The organism is Aeromonas sp. SCS5, assembly GCF_001887375.1.
Taxonomy (GTDB): domain Bacteria; phylum Pseudomonadota; class Gammaproteobacteria; order Enterobacterales; family Aeromonadaceae; genus Aeromonas; species Aeromonas jandaei.
On sequence record NZ_LFCS01000022.1, the window covers coordinates 23,677 to 39,505 of the forward strand.

Here is a 15,829-nt window from a genome sequence, read left to right on the forward strand (position 1 = left end):
TTATCGGCATAGACCGGCAAGACAGGTGTCTCACTCTCCAAAGCGCGAGACCAATCAGCCGCGACAGCGAGCGCTGCAGCTCTGAAAACCTCACGGAATATATGGCGGGCTCGCACCACCTTAGCCCACCCCTTGGCAGCCACAGAACGCTTGTTGGCAACCTTCCTTTTATGACTCAATCTCATAGTGCCAGCCCCTTTCCAAAGTATGTCAAAACGCAAGCCTCCTCACCGTAGTGGAGGCGGTTGCAGCTATCCGGCAGCCGAGCGCCGCATTTTCGGCACGGCGGGATCCGCTCCAGCTGCTCAGCCAGCGCCTGCTTGTCACGAATGATCAGCATCTGGACGTACTCGCTCAGGTCATATGCCTTGGCAGACCAGAGCGCCCGCCAGCGCATCCCTTCACCCAGCGCCTTTGAGTCAGACGCATCGAGCTTGATCAGCACACTGCATGCCTCACCTGGTACGAACTGGGCCGCCTGCGCAGCTGCTTTCGCTCTGCTCTTTGCTACCCGTGCTCGGTTTTGCTGCTTCTCTAGCTCACGCTGTTCCTTCGTTTTTTCTTTCTTCTGGCGCTTGCGGCCGTTGGCAATATCCTCAAGGCTGCTCATTTGATATCGCCATCGGTCAGATTTCTGGCCTTGAGGTACTCGATATCGTCAAGTCGAGAACGCAATGCCTGCCGACGCTTGAGGGCAGGCATTGCCTTGGTGTCACTCTCGTAACTCTTCACTTTTTTGCTGTTCATCACGTCATCCTCTTACAATGCGTGGAATGGATGACTGCGCCTCCAACGCAGCCATGACGTAATCCCTAGCCGCAGCAAGGTTGCGCTTGTATGTCCGCAGCGGGATCTTGAGCGTGATGGCCCGCACCTCCTGGGCGCGGTTAGCATCACGAACGGGGAGCAGGTACTCGGCCCGCAATACAGCGGCCCGCTTCTCACCGATAGGGCCAGACGCAGCAAGGCGCATCACGGCTGCCTCGATGGTTGCCTCGATGAGGTCTGATGATGTGGTGGTTTTTGATGCGCCATTGTGGCCAGGGCCAGTCACCCCTAGCGCCAGCATCTCCATAACCTTGCCGGTCTGGCCAACTGACTGCAGCGGCATTAATTGGCCGCTATAGGCCCACATGGCCCATGAATCGAGAGCGTCTGAGAGAGTCATTTATCTGCCATCTCCCCATACATAACCGCCACTCTGCGATAGTGGTTGCACCAGGCACGTAGGCACTCCCGCTCAGCTTCTGGATGGTTTTCTATCTCAAGCTGAACCTTCTCCCTGGTTATCTTTCCCCTCTTCACATTTGAGATGAGTTGGCCGGCCTTTAACTGGCAGGTCATATTCATGGCGATATCAGCAGGGTCTGCGCGGTAGTAGTCGATAAACATCACGACCTCCCGATGCGATCTCGCTGGGCCAGCAGACTGGTTCTCAGCTCACTGCACAGCTCATGAGGGGGTATATGTCCAGCCTTCTGCTTGATGGAAGAGGGGTTGGCCAGGATCAGGTCAGCTTTTTCTATCTTTATATGGTCATGGGCCAAGCCGTAGACGTGACCAACAAAGCCCCCCATCAACCGGATTGCGGAAACCTCCTCTTGAGACGTCACCGGCACCATTGTTGTCAGAGAGGCATTGCTCGCATCGCGGCGCAGCGCCTCGAGCAATACCCCCTCACGGTCACTGGCTTTGCGACCCTGAACAGAGAAGCGATAGCAGCGAGAACTGGCCGCCATCACTTTGTGGATATAAGCCTCTTGCACGTCAGCAGATGGGGAAACGATAGCGATGATCATTGGCTGATCTCCTCACCGGGGATCAGGCTGCTCATATTGAAGTCGGGGAGATGCTTCTTGATGGCGACCAGTGACTTTGTGCCGGGGATACGAGCGCCACGGCACAGCTTTTGAACCTGCGAGAATGACAACCCCATCGCAGCGGCGGCCTGTCTCTGTGTCTCTGCCATCGAGGCGGCTGGCCACTGCCCCCGAATCGCGTCACTAAATGTCATCAATAACCCCATTTCCGCTACTAACTGTAGCAGATAATAGCACGGGGAAACGGAATGGCACTAGCTGTGCTGCAATCTATGTACTATGGCACTGTGAGTGCTACACTATGTAGAACACAGTCCCCAATTGAGACGAACATGACGCACATCCAACCGACCGCCGATGACGACAAGCTGCTCGCTCAGCTGATCGGTCAGCGCATAGCAAAATCGAGAATGGACGCCGGCTATCAATACTCCAATAAAGCGGCGGAGGCGTTGGGCCTGACCAGAGCCATATACACCTGTTATGAACGGGGGCAGCGCCTCGATGTCGTTGCGCGCTGGATCAACCTGATGGACAGGGTGTTATCGCCTGAGTTCAATGTCTGCGCTGCATATCTGATGGGCCTTATAGATGACCCGATCAGCAAAAACGAGTTCGAGATCCGCCAGCACATAGGCAAACAAATCCTTGGCAAAGCCAGCGGCGGTGCCAGGCAGGCGATGCTGGTCGGGGCGTTCTCGCACTCACTCAGTGCTGATATGGGGCCGCATAAGAAAGGCGATATCCTCTTCTTTGAAAAGAGCGAAGGGATCCCGAAAGATGGTGGCCTGTTTGCCATTGATGCAGATGGCAAAACCCTGATCCGCTGGATCACTCCACTCACTAGCGGAAAGTGGAAGATAACCGATGGCCATCAGAACGAAGAGCTCACCGATGAGCAAGTCAGCGCCCTGAATATCAGTGGCAAATACCGCTGCAAAATAACTGACCTTTAATATCAAAAAGTAGAGCTGGGCGGCGCCCGGTTTTTTCGCATCAAAAAGAACTACAGTTAGTAACATTTATTCAGGATTCTGCCACCATGAGTAACACAATGGATACGAACGACCTACTGACAGCGGCGGCGCGAGATGCGGCCATCTCCGAAGCCCTGCTGGAGCGGATGCTCAATGACGGTGAGGGAGGTGACCTGGCGATCCTGGTGCTTCACCAGGTAAGCAGATTGCGGAAAGACCTGGAGCAGGCTGCAGAGATCGCCCATGAGCGGGAGGTTATCGAATCAGCAGAGAGACTTGGCAAGCCAAAGCACCTGAATGGCGAGCTGCTGGAGCAACTGCAATTGAAAAAAGGAGCCGACCATGGACTTGTGCGGGCATAACTTCAAAGCAATACCAGGGCACGGCCTGACGGCCCGCGAACTTGGCGTTGTGTTGCTGCTGGCAGAAGGTGCAACCAACAACGAGATTGAGCAGGTAACCGGCATGAAAGGCATCGACCGGGCAGCCACTGAACAATCCATCAGGCAAAAGCTGGAAGCAAGAACTCAGGCGAACATGATCGCCAGAGCATTCACCCTTGGTGTGATAGCCAGCAGAACCCTTTGCCTGCTACTTGCCATGGTTTGTGCAGACTACCAGGACAGCATGAAGCAGCGCACCCCAATCAGGGGAGGCCGCCAGGGTGAGGTAGTCGTTCGCATCAAGACAGGCGGGAGAAACATCTGGGTGTAATGCTAAAAAAATCACATTGTAATGCGTGAGGCCGGTCACAACATGACCGGCCTTTTTGTTTGCTTTAATACCAAATTAATATTATTTTAATCCCATTAGGATATTAAACCGGAGATAAGACCATGACGAACACCCCAATGATTGCAGTCGCACACAACAAAGGCGGCGTTGGAAAAACCACCACGATCACCCAGCTGGCCGGCGCCATGTCACCCTCTCTCATCATCGATCTTGATGCCCACCAGGGCATCAGCATCATCAATAGACAGCGCGAACCTGAGCAGCAATGGAACGTAGTGGTTCCCCGTGATGAGGCCCACCTTCACCAGCTTCTCGAGGCTGACCATAAGGGGCTGGTACTGATCGACTGCGGCGGCTTTGACTCGACCAGAACCAGGGCGGCCATTGCCATGGCTGACCTGCTGATCTGCCCGAGCAATGATGACCTGTCAGAGCAGATTGGACTGGTAAAGATGCACGATGTCGTAAAGGAGATCAGCCAGGTTGTTGGCCGCCATATCACCGCCCAGGTGCTGATGACCAGGACAAACCCGGCGCGGCGCAACTATCAGGCCATCGCTGACCAGCTGGCCCAGCAACCCCACATGACCCTGATGCGCAGCCGCTTGTCTCGAAGGGCTGACTATCCAGCCGCAATGATGGAAGGTCGAGGGGTCACAGAACGAGCCAGCACTCGCCACGGAGAAGCCGGGAAAGAGGTCGCAGAATTGATTGCTGAAATCGCCGAGCTATTGAATTAATATTATTTTGGTATTACTTTAATACCATATTCATATTTAAAGGGGTGTTTTAGATGGCTGGTAAAGGCAAGAGCGTAGACTGGGGCAAGCTGACAGGAGGGGCCACAATGCAGGAGGTGGCCAAAGAGGCTGCCATCGACAAGCCAAAGACCAAGGCCAAGGAGATCCGCAACATGCCGGTTGATTTCTTCAGCCGTCATGCGGCGTTGAAGAGCGAGGGAAAGACCACCTTGCTGTTCACTGCGTACATCATCGAGGCTGTGCGCGAGAAGTTGGAACGAGACGAAACCCGCTAACCAGAAACAGCACGGGCCAGGGTGTAAGAGGCCCCAGCCCGCGCAGTTGCAAATCTATTGGAGGTAGACATGCAACAGACAGATCATACCGAAGAAAAGGGCACGAGTGTAGCCGATTTGATTGCCATGAGCCTGAAAGAACGAGAGTCGTTCTTTGCTCGACTAAATCAGTTCAAAGCTACGCACTGACGGCGTGAAGGGTCACTACAAGGTGGCCCTTTTGTTTATCTGAGATGGCCTTGAGCCGCAACACCATAGCCAGCACCGCTTCATCAGCCACATCAGGCCCAACATACCCCGCAAGTTCGTCGATCAACTCCCATAGTTGGCCAGCCGAAATCCCGTCATTACACATTGTCATTTTTGATTATCCCGTAAGGTTTACCACAACCGAGGTAGATCCTACTCCGACCAGTTGCACGACACCCGCCAGAAGTGATCGATATGGTCTATCTTCTGATCAAAAATGACTGTCATTTTTGACAGTAGTCGCGAACGTGCGGCTAACGTGACAGAAAAAGACAGAAAAGAGCGCGGGAATGCTCAAAAGGAACCTATTTGATGAGCCGCGCTTATATTGATGATGATGATCGGGCATATGTGTTGGCAGTAAAGAAGAACCTGACCGGTATCTTCGCTCGCCGTGGCTTATCCCTTGACGATGTATCCGACGCAACAGGCATACCGGAACCATCCCTTAGACGGTGGCTCTCGCCACGCACACACACGTTCATGCCCCTGCATGCTGCCAGGCGGATCTGCCAGGCGATCAATATAGAGATTGCAGACATGCTGATGCCTGTTGGCCAGCGCGGCGATGATCCAATCCTGCAGGCATTTCTTGCCCTTCCGCCGGCGCTGGCACAGCTGGCCGTCCGCTATGCCTACGACGCGGCAGAGGCATGCGGCACACCCGTCAGAGCCCAACCGGAATTGTGAGGAAACCACTGCGTCTAATCAGTTATATGTTAAATAGGCCCCGCCGGAAGTAGTTGGCCAGCCGAACAGCTCGAACTGGCCATAACCGACAATCAACCCGGCGCATTACTACCTGGTTCACCTCTCCAAAATATGTTGCTGCCTTGTTGCTTTTCGATGGCCGGTTTCATTATTTGACTTTGTCCCTCTCTATCGTTCCTGAGCCTCGTTTTACGCAATCTCGACCATAGGCCATGCCTTGCCATTGTTTTTATTTTTGATGGCCATAGCAGCGCGGTGGTGAATGAATGGCTGCGGTATCACAGCGACAACCTACCCTCTCCCTGCTGAGCCGTCTTTAAGGCCACTGTCGCTTGACGCCCCCATGAAGGTGATCGGCCCCCTTGTGGGGCATGACAGGTTCGAGCTTGTGTTTTTGGGATGGGGTGTGGGGGCTTGCCCCCACGAAGGGGGTTATCTGCTGACCGGCGGGCGGCTTGCCGCCCTGCAAGGTCAGGCATTCTCGCCCTTGCTTTGTTCTGGCGGCGGCCAGCTTGCTGGCCTGCACAGCCAGGCATTCTCCCTGGGGAGCTTGCGAGCCAGGATGATCTGAATATATGTATTTATACCCCTGAAATAATGAGGAACACTTAATTTTGGATACCCACAGGGATTGGGTACACATACGGTTTATCTATAAGAGGATCAAGGGTGCCTGGCGGCCAGTATCTGTGGATAACTTCCAACAATAGGCATCATTCGAGGCTTTGTGTGTAGCGGGATGGATTGTGCGCAGAGGAGTAGAGTGGTGGTGGCTGCGTGATGACAAGCAGAAGCGCCCAGCGACTTGGCTGGGTTGTGGGGTGAGTGGTTACCGTGGTGGCTAGGAGAGCGGCTGGCGGGCCGCTGCGGTAGCCTTGAACTGTGCCCAGCTAGGAGGCTTGCCAGCGCCTTGCGTTGCCGGCAGATCGCGGCCTGTGCCCATTGCGGGGCGCGGCGGTTTCGAGCGCTGGTAGAAGCTGCGCTGAGTCACACCAGCCTGGTTGGCTTTGGTTCGCTGGCGTTTCGATGCCCTGTCACGTTCTCGGCGCAACCAGAAATCGATCCCAAGCGCCTCGAACAGGCGGGGGGAGATCGCCTTGATGCCCACCAGGCCGCGCACCTGGCCGGCTGAGTTCGTCATCCTTGGCTGACTGATAGTCAGGAAGCCCGCCTCACGAAGATCGGCGATAGCCCGCTTGAATCGAGACCAACTGATCGATGTCTCCTTGTGTAACCGGAGCAACGTCAGGCCAACCTGCCCATCTTTGGTAGGGATCCCAACGGTAAGGGTCACCAGGTCAAGGTACTTTATCAGCGCCTTGAGCACCTGGATGGTGGCCTCTCTGCGCTCCGAGCGCTTCTTGCGGTGCGGGTTGAGTGTATCCAGCGCCGTCAGCTCTTTCAGGCGGGAATAGTAAAGCTCGACCAGCTCTCTGGCACGAACAATGAACTTTGGTACTTTCTGCGCATGAGGCTGCACAAGGAATTTCGGTTGGTTTGGATTGTGGCCACATCGGTTGCCAGAACCCACGTTCAGCCCATCTTGGGCCGGTGAGAAAGCCATGTTGTCCGCCTAAAAAAGTGGCGGCAAGGTTGCCAAGTCGGCATAACACCAGTAAACTGACTTTGCGATTAGTCGTTTGTATCTTTTGTTTACTGGTACAACCGAATCAGAAACCCAGCCCGGCAAGGCTGGGTTTCGTCATTTTGGGAACTCGCCAAGTTTTGATTCTATTCGGGTCGGAACATCCCGCCCCAATCCATGTCACAGAATGTAGCACAGCTAGTGCATCAGGCGCAATCTTGGCACCGATTCTGTCTCATCTAGCCGGATTATTGATCATCGCTGCCGCGATATGCGCTGCCCGCTTGACCCGCTCAGTCACGAACGAATCACATACATCAGGCCCGACATACTCGAGCAGCTCTGCCAACACCTTCTGCAGGTCACCCATCCTACTTGATCCGCGCTGATCGATCACCTGATCATCTTGATCACTTGTCACATTACCCACCGACAACCCTCCCGGCTGTACCTGTATAAACGTACAGGTTAATTTTGACACCTTGCGACCCAAAGGGGCAAGCCGAAAAAAGAAAAGCCCCGGCACATGGCCGGGGCTTTGGATTCGAATCTGGCGCTACAGATCATCTGACAGCGCATTGGCTTGATGCGCATTAAGCTGCTTCTCATAGCGCGGGTCGGTATAGATCAGCGTCGCTGACTGGTTCATCTGCTGATCGGTATCCAGCCGGATAAACACGGTGTCACTATCAAAGGCGATGAATGCCTGAGTGTTTGGCGTGGTGTCGAGGGCGCTGAAATACTGGGCCGGCGACATTGAGGATGGCTGGCCATACTTCTTGATCAGGCTGTCACGCAACCCGATAGCCTTATCGACATCGGTCTCGATGCCCAAGCGCAAAAACTTGTCGCCAATGAAGAACGCCGATGCAGCCACCTTGTCGCCACCGAACGGCAGATCTTCACAGGCCAGGGCCGTTACCCCCTTGATGCCATAATCCGCCGGAGAAAATGAGCAAATGCCGCTGCTCATGACCTCTTTGGTGGATGCCCCGAATTTCACACTCTTGTAGCCATCGACCGCCAGCGCCTGGCACGACAACGCCGAGCTAATCAGCACGATTGCAGTAGCAATTTTTTTCATAAAAACCCCGCAGTTATAGTTTTGGGAAGGCTATCAATAACGGCGCGATGGAGTCAAACCGGCTTCTTTTCATCCGTGATCGGGGTCGTTGCCTCGATGGTCATGCGATAGCCGCCAGAGCGGCTGCCACGCGCCACCACGCGATCGATAGACATTGCGCCGGCCATGTTGTTGGGGAACGACTCATCGAGCGTGATGGGCGTTTCTGCGGCCAGATAGGGGTCACCTGGCACGTCCAAGGTTATCCGGCGCTTCTCCCGCTTGGCCTTCCTGCTCTGCCCCTTGAGCGCCTGAGACGCATGCTCTGCGTTGACGTACATGTGGGGCAGCTTGCGGTATGGGGCCTCCCCGGATTTAACCTCATGCACGGCGCCGGTCTTGTCGTCTTGCCACTGGGCAATGACACCGCTGACCACCTTACGCTGGCCCTCATCGAGCTCACAGTTGACGAAGTGCTGGTTGTTTGGCCGGTTGTCTGGCGGCACCCGCAGGACGATAGGCTCCATCACCTTGCCGCTGATGGTTGTCGTTCTGCCGCGCAGGGCCAGCACATACATACCATCCATCGGCTTGGCCACCGCGTCATGCTCCTTGGCGATACGGGTCAGAAAGGCCGCGTCCGTCTCATCGGTCTGGTCGATATGACCGAGGGGGATCTTGTCCAGCTCTGGATCCACGCGGGGGGTCATGTCGTGAGCCTGCACCACCTCCCGAAACAGATCGCCGAGGGTGGGCGCATCCCAGCTGCGGGTGCGGCGCTCCTTGAACCCCGTTTCATCCTTGCCGGTGAAGGGGGCTGACGTGGCCACGATGGTGACCCGGCGAGGGAACAGGCGCGGGGTGATGCGGGTGATCTTGAAATCTCCAATTCGCAGCGGCCCAATCTCCTTGTAGCCTTCATACCACGTCAGCACCGCACCCTCTTCGGGAATGCCGCCAATCCCTTCGACGTTGACAACCAGGGTCAACTGGTCGCTCTGTTCGCCGGCGGCGTCAACCCGGTCGAATGACTCCATTCGTGCGTTAATGATCTGGGACCCTGCTCCCTCGCAGTAATAAACAGGGGTCGTCCCCAGTCTCAGCTCCATACCCCCTCCCGCTCTTTCGGTACGCTGGGCGGCTGCTCTGGCAGGGTGATCAGCACACCGGCCGGCAGCACCAGGCCATAGTTGTGGAGGTGAGGGTTAAGCCGGTACACCTCCTCCTCAATGGCATCATCATCACGACCCAGCAGGCGCCACGTCAGCAGGCCAAGGGTATCGCCATCGGTTGTTCTCACTCTCATCGGCGATCACTCCCCAATGACGGGTTGGCGAACTCGACCAGATTGATCGTAATGTCCTGCACCATGCAGGTGCCATTGTGGATAATCTGCTCCCCCTTCACTTCGAACGACTTGAGCACATACTGCCCATAAGCAGTGCCATCACCGCGTACCAGGGTACGAGGCTTGAACTCGTCACGGGCCTGCTTCAACTTCTCGATCTGCTCCTCCCCGTCGCTGGAATACCAGCGTCCGGTAAAGGTGATGGTGTCCAGCTTGCGGCCGGTCTGCTGGAGCAATGGCAGTTCGTTAAGCAGCTCTATCTCGACCCAGCCACCGTCAAAACTGCGGGTCAGGCCTAGCAACGGGTTGCCACCGGACATCGAGAAGTTATACGAGCCCCAGCTGAACTGCTTGTCAGGCTTAGCCTGGGCCTGATTCAAAAGAAGGCCAGCACCGAGGCTGGCCAATAGTTGCGTAGGGAACCTCATCAGTCTCTTCCTAATCCAGCCAGGCTGGCATCGATGCGAGTATCCAGCGACAGGCTGCTGGTCAGCAATGACGGCAGGAAGCTCGACAGCTGCGCCTTGATCTTCTCCACCAGGGCGTTGTCCTGTTCAGGGTCGCCGCTGGCACGGACATCAAAACGCAGGTCGAACTTGTTGGAGACCTCGGTCTTTCTGGTCTCCTGCTTGATCACCTCTTTGACCGGATCGGCCCCATTGGCCAGCGCGGTCTTGTCGGTGGCAAACCACTTGCCGATCTGCTCGCCGATGACATTGCCAAGCTCACCGCCACCCCATGCGCCAAGCGCCCCGCCAACAGCAGCACCGACTGCAGTGCCGATAACCGGCACCACAGACCCGATAGCCGCACCTGCAGCAGCGCCAGCCCAACCACCTGCAGCACCACCGACCAGATCGCCGGTTGCGCCACCGATGACCGCAGTGTTGCCAGTCATGGCAGCACCATACAGCTCACTGCCGGCAGAGATCATGCCGAGGGGGCGGATCACCTTGCCGGCGACATGGCCAACCGTCTTGCCAGCACCCGCCAGTACCTCGGCAGCGCCGCCGCCGACATCGGCCACCTCCTTGACCATCTCTGATGCCTCTGCTCCTTTTGGCATCATCATCAGACCGGCACCAAGGCCGAGCAGGCCAGCCCCCTTACCAAAGCGCCCAAAGCGGCCAGAGCGGGCGCGAGAGGCACCGGCGCCGGCTATCCGATCCTCGGCCTCTCGCAGACGGCCAAGGCGAGATCTGGCCTTGCCATTTCTACCTGTACGGCCGCCACGGCCACCGGGGCCACCGGCCCCACCCATCATATCCAGCTGGCGGTTTACACGAGCCAGCCCTGCCGCAGCCCGATTGGCCGAGGCAGCGGTCTTGTCGTTCGCGCCGCCCAGCTTGGCCTTCATGATCCGGCCAGCCTGGAACATGTCGCTAAAGATGGATTTCACGCCTTTGAAGACGATGATCCCAGCCTTCAAGCCAATCAGCGCAGCACCGGCCTTGGCCAGCCAACCAACCGTTTCCTTGGCTGCAGAAGAGGTATCTAGCAGATCGGCTGCCGAGCTGGCCAAATCAGCAATAGGAGCGACTACCTCATCGAGAATCGGCAAAAAGCTATCGCCGATAATGATTGTGAGACGCTCAATGTTAGACCCGGCACGATCCAGCGCCGCCTGCCTGGTCTTGGCCTTGTTCTGGTACTCGGCCTCCATCGACCCGGCATAGGCAGCCTCATCACCGGCCAGCTTCATCGCCTTGCGCAGGAGGTCGGTGTTGGCCGTCAGCTTGCTGACTGCCCCCACCACCTCCTCACCAAACAGCTGGCTGATAAAGGCGGCTTGCTTGTCCTTGTCCTGAGTGCCGATCTTGCCAAGCACCTTGAACAGGGTTCCGCCAGCGTCGCGCTGCATATCCTTGGCCAGCGCCATGGGATCAAAGCCGAGCATCGCCAGGGTGTCTTTCTGGGCCTTGGTCGCCGCGAATGACTTGTTGAGCCGCCCTGTGATGTTCTTCATGGCGGTGGCGGTGGTTTCCTCACCCTCACCACCGGCAATGAGTGAGGCAGCCAGTGCCGCCGCTTGCCGGTCGGTAAAACCGGCCTTCATGGTGGTGGCACCCTGCCGCAGCATGACGCGGGCGACTTCTGCCGGCTTGGCCGCCATCTCGTTGGAGATCGCGTTGGAGTAGTCAGCCAGGCGCATCGCCTGATCCTGATCCATCCCCATTGCCGAACGCCACTTGGCCAGGGTGCTGCCCGCCTCCTCGGCGGTCATCTCCATGGCTACCGACATCTTCGACGCATCACCGGCAAAGCGCAGCAGCTCTTTGGCATCCGTGGTGCCGTCTGCCCGCTTGCCGATCCCGGCCTCACCGGCCGCCGCCACGATGTTGGTCATGCCGACCTGGTCAACACCAAGATCAGCCGCCAGTTTCATCATGGCTCGGCGGGTTTGACCTTCTTCACCTGCATCCTTGAAGTTGACTACCTTGGTCACACCAGCAAAGGCGCTCTCATAGTCCACCGCCTTCTTGGCCGCATAGATAGCGGGGGCAGACGCCGCCGCCAAGCCGAACAGCTCTCCCGGGATGTCGTCACGGGTTTTCTTGTTGGCGGCCATCTTGGCCTGGGCATCCGAGATAGTGGCCAGCCGCTTCTGCTGGCGCTCCATCGCGGCGGTAGCGAGATCCGTATCGCGCTTGAGCCGCAGCTGCTCGGCGCCGAGCGCCTTGGTGTTGATCCCCGCCTTGCTAAGGTCGTTGGTCAAGGAGCCGAGACGGCGGCCCTGGCTGCCCAGCGTATCGGTCAGCCGCTTGGCTTCGCCGGTGGCGCTCTTTTGCGCCTTTTCAGCCTCCTTGATCTCCTTGCCTGCAGCGGAATAAGCCGCTTTCAACTCGGCTATCTTGCGAGTGGTGGCGGCAATGGCCTCCTGCTGGGCTGGCGTCGTCGGGCCGACAAAGCCCTTCATCTTCTCCAGCTGGCGCTCAGCAGCCTGCAGCTCTTTCTTGTACCCCTTCTGCTGCTCTGTCAGGCTCTTGATGGCGGTGGCCGCCTTGCCAGCTTCCTCCTTGGCGCCGGCAAGGGCGCCACGGGTGCCATCCATCTCCTTGCGCAGAGATCCGAGATCCGCCGACCGCTTGCTGGTATCGCCAAGCTGCTTGATCTGCTTGTTGGTCTCGTCAATTTCTTGACGAAAGCGGGCCGAGGCAGAGCCAGCAGATTCAAAAGCGGCGCTCAGGTTCTCCTTGGCCGAGAGCGTCACCGAATACTTTTTGTCAGTCATGCTTCTTCACTCCCAGCCTGGCCAGCGCCAACTCATAGCGGCGCAGGGCAGCAGGTACCCGCCACCCCTTGATCTCTTCTTCCGAGGCCGAGTAGACCAGCGGCACTACGTCTATCAGGCGTTCGACGTCTGCAGGGGAAAGTAGTCCGCCGTTTCGGCCAAAAAATCGGTGAGTCTCGTTTGCATGGCGAGCCAGTCCGGCATATGCAGCTTCATCACGGCATCCGGCATCAGGTTGGTACAGACGGCAATCAGTTCCCGCTCCTGGTCAAAAACACCCAGATCGCGCACTGAATCAGTCAGGCGCACAGTGGGCGGGTTCATGGTCACCACGGTGACCGGATCTTTACCACGCATGTGGTCAACGATCGGCACCAGCAGGGGGAACTCGTCAGGGTTACGCACGACACCAGGAACATCTGGCAGCAGTTTGTAACTCGGGGTCATCACCAGCTCACGGATAATCTTGTCGATAGAGTTGAGGTCTGGATTGGTCAGGTCACCGCGCTGTTCGTCAGTCAGGCCGGTATGCGCAGTAAAAACGGCAACGTTAAATCCATGTTTATCCCGCTTGGCTTCATCCGGGTTATCCATGTTGAACTTGGCGCGCAGGTCGCGCATTTCGCCGATGGGTACGGTGGACACAGTAACGGCAGTAATCCCGTCCAGCGGCCAGCGCAGCGGGTGGGTCTTGGTATAGGGCTTGGTCATCATGGTTCTCGTAATAAAAAAGCCCCGCTTGGCGAGGCTTGGGAAATATGGGGAGTGAGTGGGGCCAGTGGCCCCACCCGGCAGCAGGGGTTAGAACATGCCGATGTTGGCTCGATGAGTTGCCAGCAGGTCACCATCGCCGAGATCGCAGATGGATGCCTTGCGGCTGACGTGCCACTCCTGAATGCCGTTAACAACGCGGCGGGACTCGTCCAGGCTGAGGTTCAGAGTGTCCTCCGGCAATTCGCTGACAACACCAGCTGAGCGCTCGCGGGTGGCGATACGACCAGTCCAGAACTCCTGAATGGCCGTTACTACGCCATCCTCGTCTTCCCATGACTCGCTGACGATCACGGTGACGGGGGAGCCAGCCTTGCGGCCAGTCATTTTCAGAACCCATGAAGTCAGGCCCTTGGCGACGATCTTTGCCGCCATTTTTTCAACGCCAGTGCGCATATCACCAGCGATAAAGCTGCCGCCGATATCACCGGTTTTTTCCTTCGGAGGCGTGGACTCCCAGGAGATAATTTCACGCTGGATCGGAATGCCATCAATGACAATCCGCTGCGCCATCCGTACATTTTGACCAGCCATTACAGCACCTCGTTCAGGAAGCTTTCGACAATGCCCTCATCCTCGCGCAGGTGGTAAACCATGTGCTCGTTCGGGCTGTAACCGGCAAAGCCGATCACGATATGCCACTCGCCGTTGCGGTAGTTCTCAACGTTGTTGAGAGTGGGGTGGAGGTAAACCTTGGCGCCGATCATCTTGCCGGCCGCCGCTTCACCATCGAGCCAGTTCTGCAGGGAGGCGACCTTGGACTGCATAAACTCTTTCGACAGCAGGCGGCCCATGCCAGGCTCAGTGGTGGCGATCAGCTTGCGGATAATCGCCAGCTCAAGGCGGTCGAGGTTGATAAAGCGGCCGCTGAGTGTCCGGTTGCCAATCAGCGAGAACCCGCCGAGGCTGGTGCGGCCGAAATAGCAGATCCCGTACTTGTTCAGACGGTCACCGCCGCTGGTTTTGTCCAGCAGGTTGTAGTCGATGGTGCGCTGAGTACCGTCGATATAGACGTTCATGCGGCCCTGGCTCGGGTTCTCATGCACATCGACTCGGCCAACGCAGCTGAGGTAGTGCGCCACGCCGGACATATAGACATAGCCCTTCACCGCGTTCGACCATACCTTGACGAAGGGGTCAACCAGCACGGCACCGGCATAGCCGGTATCCACTACGCCGAGGGATTGCGACAAGGCGATCACGGCTTCGTCGTTGGTGCTCGGCCCCTCCAGCGCCGGCGATGCAAACAGCCGCTTGGCCATCTTGGCCAGGGCGTCATGCACCGCCTTATGGTTAAAGCCGGGGGCGGCGATGTCGGTCAGGGTCTCCGGGATGTCGGCAGCCAGCGCCTCGATGCCGGTACGGCGGCCTGTCAGCGGGTCGATACCGCCGACGATCTTGGCGATGGTGCCGGATGCCGTCAGGTCTTTACCGTGGATCACAATCTTGTGGCCGGCAGTGAGGTCTGCCAGCTTGATAGCGCCTGCACCACTGATGGTCAGCACGTTGGTTTCACCGGGGATGTAGCTCACCAGCGCCGAGGTCTTGCCGCCGATCTCGGCAGTCCAGCTGGCAGCCTGGGCTCCAACGACCGCCTCCAGCAGGGTCGGGTCGGTGATGGTCACAGCCAGCGAGCCGTTGTCATTGGCCTTGGCGGTGACGATCGCCCCTTCGTAATCCTTATTGGCCGGGGCGACGCTGTTGTCTTCATCTTCGATGATCACGTAGATGGAGCACTGGGCCGCATCCAGCATCGCTTTGCATGCCCGCCACAGGGTGCCGCGCTCATTGCCAGCCATATCCAGCTTGGCAAGCGCAGCCTTGTTATTGATCCAGTAGGCTTTGCTGCGCGGGATATCCGGGTGGGCATCCGGCGCGGTGCCGACCAACCCGAACACGGCGCGACCGAGCGGCCCCATCGGGGTGGGGGCGGGCTCGCGCACAATGCTTCCGCCGTTATGGACAAACTGTTCGATTACAGGCATGGCTTATTTCCCCTTGCTGGACTTGGCAGCCGGTTTGACGGTGAGATAGCCGCTGAGGAGAAGCTGGGTCGCCTCGCTCTCGGTCATCTCGACGGTGGTGCCTGCCTCCAGCCAGTGGCCGGTATTGGCATGCTCGAACCCGAGCTGCACCAGGTACTCGATTTTTTCCATGGGTTACTCCCGAAAATGGGCAATAAAAAACCCGCCGAGGCGGGTTGTAGTTGGGGATGTTGCTAGATGACTTTTTCAGGTTCAGCGGGCCATTGCGGCTTCTCAGGCCAGCCAGGCTGTTCTGGCACCAGCGTCAGCTCGTAGCG

Annotated in this window: 22 protein-coding genes; 6 read left to right on the forward strand and 16 right to left on the reverse strand. The window is 57.5% G+C overall.

Translation table 11 applies throughout. The features are described 5' to 3' along the window. Window positions 1–181: 181 nt before the first annotated feature. From BS300_RS20455 to BS300_RS20475, 6 genes are read right to left on the reverse strand one after another with little or no spacing between them, the layout of a single operon-like run. Window positions 182–610, reverse strand: coding sequence for a hypothetical protein (locus BS300_RS20455; protein WP_071915014.1), 429 nt, complete (start codon window positions 608–610; stop codon window positions 182–184). Beyond that, the gene (locus BS300_RS21315; protein WP_158025289.1) at window positions 607–747 is read right to left on the reverse strand and encodes a hypothetical protein; all 141 of its coding nucleotides are present in this window, start codon (window positions 745–747) and stop codon (window positions 607–609) included. Before BS300_RS21315 ends, BS300_RS20455 begins: the two co-directional genes overlap by 4 nt. A 4-nt stretch (window positions 748–751) precedes the next feature. After that, a complete protein-coding gene (locus BS300_RS20460; protein ID WP_071915016.1) occupies window positions 752–1,168 on the reverse strand; it encodes a hypothetical protein in 417 nt (138 codons plus the stop codon). Next, window positions 1,165–1,392 carry a hypothetical protein gene (locus tag BS300_RS20465; RefSeq protein ID WP_071915018.1) on the reverse strand — a complete coding sequence of 76 codons (228 nt, stop codon included), beginning with the start codon at window positions 1,390–1,392 and terminating at the stop codon, window positions 1,165–1,167. Before BS300_RS20465 ends, BS300_RS20460 begins: the two co-directional genes overlap by 4 nt. Then, on the reverse strand, window positions 1,392–1,799 hold the full coding sequence (locus tag BS300_RS20470; RefSeq protein WP_071915020.1) for a hypothetical protein: 408 nt from the start codon (window positions 1,797–1,799) through the stop codon (window positions 1,392–1,394). The genes BS300_RS20465 and BS300_RS20470 overlap by 1 nt, the downstream gene beginning before the upstream one ends. After that, a complete protein-coding gene (locus BS300_RS20475) occupies window positions 1,796–2,014 on the reverse strand; it encodes a helix-turn-helix transcriptional regulator (protein WP_071915022.1) in 219 nt (72 codons plus the stop codon). Before BS300_RS20475 ends, BS300_RS20470 begins: the two co-directional genes overlap by 4 nt. A gap of 138 nt (window positions 2,015–2,152) precedes the next feature. Here BS300_RS20475 and BS300_RS20480 point away from each other — a divergent pair, with 138 nt between their 5' ends. From BS300_RS20480 to BS300_RS20510, 6 genes are all read left to right on the forward strand, one after another. Then, on the forward strand, window positions 2,153–2,776 hold the full coding sequence (locus BS300_RS20480) for a hypothetical protein (RefSeq protein ID WP_071915024.1): 624 nt from the start codon (window positions 2,153–2,155) through the stop codon (window positions 2,774–2,776). A gap of 98 nt (window positions 2,777–2,874) precedes the next feature. Next, on the forward strand, window positions 2,875–3,159 hold the full coding sequence (locus BS300_RS20485) for a hypothetical protein (protein ID WP_143241870.1): 285 nt from the start codon (window positions 2,875–2,877) through the stop codon (window positions 3,157–3,159). Continuing rightward, complete coding sequence (locus BS300_RS20490; protein ID WP_071915028.1) at window positions 3,140–3,511, forward strand: hypothetical protein; 372 nt, start codon at window positions 3,140–3,142, stop codon at window positions 3,509–3,511. The genes BS300_RS20485 and BS300_RS20490 overlap by 20 nt, the downstream gene beginning before the upstream one ends. A 122-nt stretch (window positions 3,512–3,633) precedes the next feature. Further along, window positions 3,634–4,272, forward strand: coding sequence for a ParA family protein (locus BS300_RS20495; protein ID WP_071915030.1), 639 nt, complete (start codon window positions 3,634–3,636; stop codon window positions 4,270–4,272). 53 nt (window positions 4,273–4,325) lie between these two features. Continuing rightward, window positions 4,326–4,568 carry a hypothetical protein gene (locus BS300_RS20500; RefSeq protein WP_143241871.1) on the forward strand — a complete coding sequence of 81 codons (243 nt, stop codon included), beginning with the start codon at window positions 4,326–4,328 and terminating at the stop codon, window positions 4,566–4,568. A 561-nt stretch (window positions 4,569–5,129) separates the two neighbouring features. Next, entirely contained in the window at window positions 5,130–5,507 is a 378-nt protein-coding gene (locus BS300_RS20510) for a helix-turn-helix transcriptional regulator (RefSeq protein WP_071915035.1), read from the forward strand. 862 nt (window positions 5,508–6,369) lie between these two features. Here the strand turns inward: BS300_RS20510 and BS300_RS20520 are convergent. The 10 genes from BS300_RS20520 to BS300_RS21320 all read right to left on the reverse strand — a co-directional run bounded on the left by BS300_RS20520 (window position 6,370) and on the right by BS300_RS21320 (window position 15,683). Then, window positions 6,370–7,092, reverse strand: a complete 723-nt coding sequence (locus BS300_RS20520) for a hypothetical protein (RefSeq protein WP_071915039.1) — start codon at window positions 7,090–7,092, stop codon at window positions 6,370–6,372. Between the two features lie 577 nt (window positions 7,093–7,669). Continuing rightward, a complete protein-coding gene (locus tag BS300_RS20525; RefSeq protein ID WP_071915040.1) occupies window positions 7,670–8,197 on the reverse strand; it encodes a hypothetical protein in 528 nt (175 codons plus the stop codon). Between the two features lie 53 nt (window positions 8,198–8,250). Continuing rightward, the gene (locus tag BS300_RS20530) at window positions 8,251–9,213 is read right to left on the reverse strand and encodes a contractile injection system protein, VgrG/Pvc8 family (RefSeq protein WP_204378250.1); all 963 of its coding nucleotides are present in this window, start codon (window positions 9,211–9,213) and stop codon (window positions 8,251–8,253) included. Window positions 9,214–9,275: 62 nt separating this feature from the next. Next, window positions 9,276–9,482, reverse strand: a complete 207-nt coding sequence (locus BS300_RS20535) for a tail protein X (protein ID WP_071915042.1) — start codon at window positions 9,480–9,482, stop codon at window positions 9,276–9,278. After that, on the reverse strand, window positions 9,479–9,952 hold the full coding sequence (locus BS300_RS20540) for a phage tail protein (protein WP_071915044.1): 474 nt from the start codon (window positions 9,950–9,952) through the stop codon (window positions 9,479–9,481). Before BS300_RS20540 ends, BS300_RS20535 begins: the two co-directional genes overlap by 4 nt. Further along, complete coding sequence (locus tag BS300_RS20545) at window positions 9,952–12,756, reverse strand: phage tail tape measure protein (protein ID WP_071915046.1); 2,805 nt, start codon at window positions 12,754–12,756, stop codon at window positions 9,952–9,954. Before BS300_RS20545 ends, BS300_RS20540 begins: the two co-directional genes overlap by 1 nt. A 114-nt stretch (window positions 12,757–12,870) precedes the next feature. Continuing rightward, entirely contained in the window at window positions 12,871–13,467 is a 597-nt protein-coding gene (locus BS300_RS20550) for a phage tail assembly protein (protein WP_071915047.1), read from the reverse strand. Between the two features lie 90 nt (window positions 13,468–13,557). Beyond that, window positions 13,558–14,061, reverse strand: a complete 504-nt coding sequence (locus BS300_RS20555) for a phage major tail tube protein (RefSeq protein ID WP_071915050.1) — start codon at window positions 14,059–14,061, stop codon at window positions 13,558–13,560. Then, window positions 14,061–15,512 carry a hypothetical protein gene (locus BS300_RS20560; RefSeq protein WP_071915058.1) on the reverse strand — a complete coding sequence of 484 codons (1,452 nt, stop codon included), beginning with the start codon at window positions 15,510–15,512 and terminating at the stop codon, window positions 14,061–14,063. Before BS300_RS20560 ends, BS300_RS20555 begins: the two co-directional genes overlap by 1 nt. 3 nt (window positions 15,513–15,515) lie before the next feature. Beyond that, the gene (locus BS300_RS21320; RefSeq protein ID WP_158025290.1) at window positions 15,516–15,683 is read right to left on the reverse strand and encodes a hypothetical protein; all 168 of its coding nucleotides are present in this window, start codon (window positions 15,681–15,683) and stop codon (window positions 15,516–15,518) included. Between the last annotated feature and the right edge of the window lie 146 nt (window positions 15,684–15,829).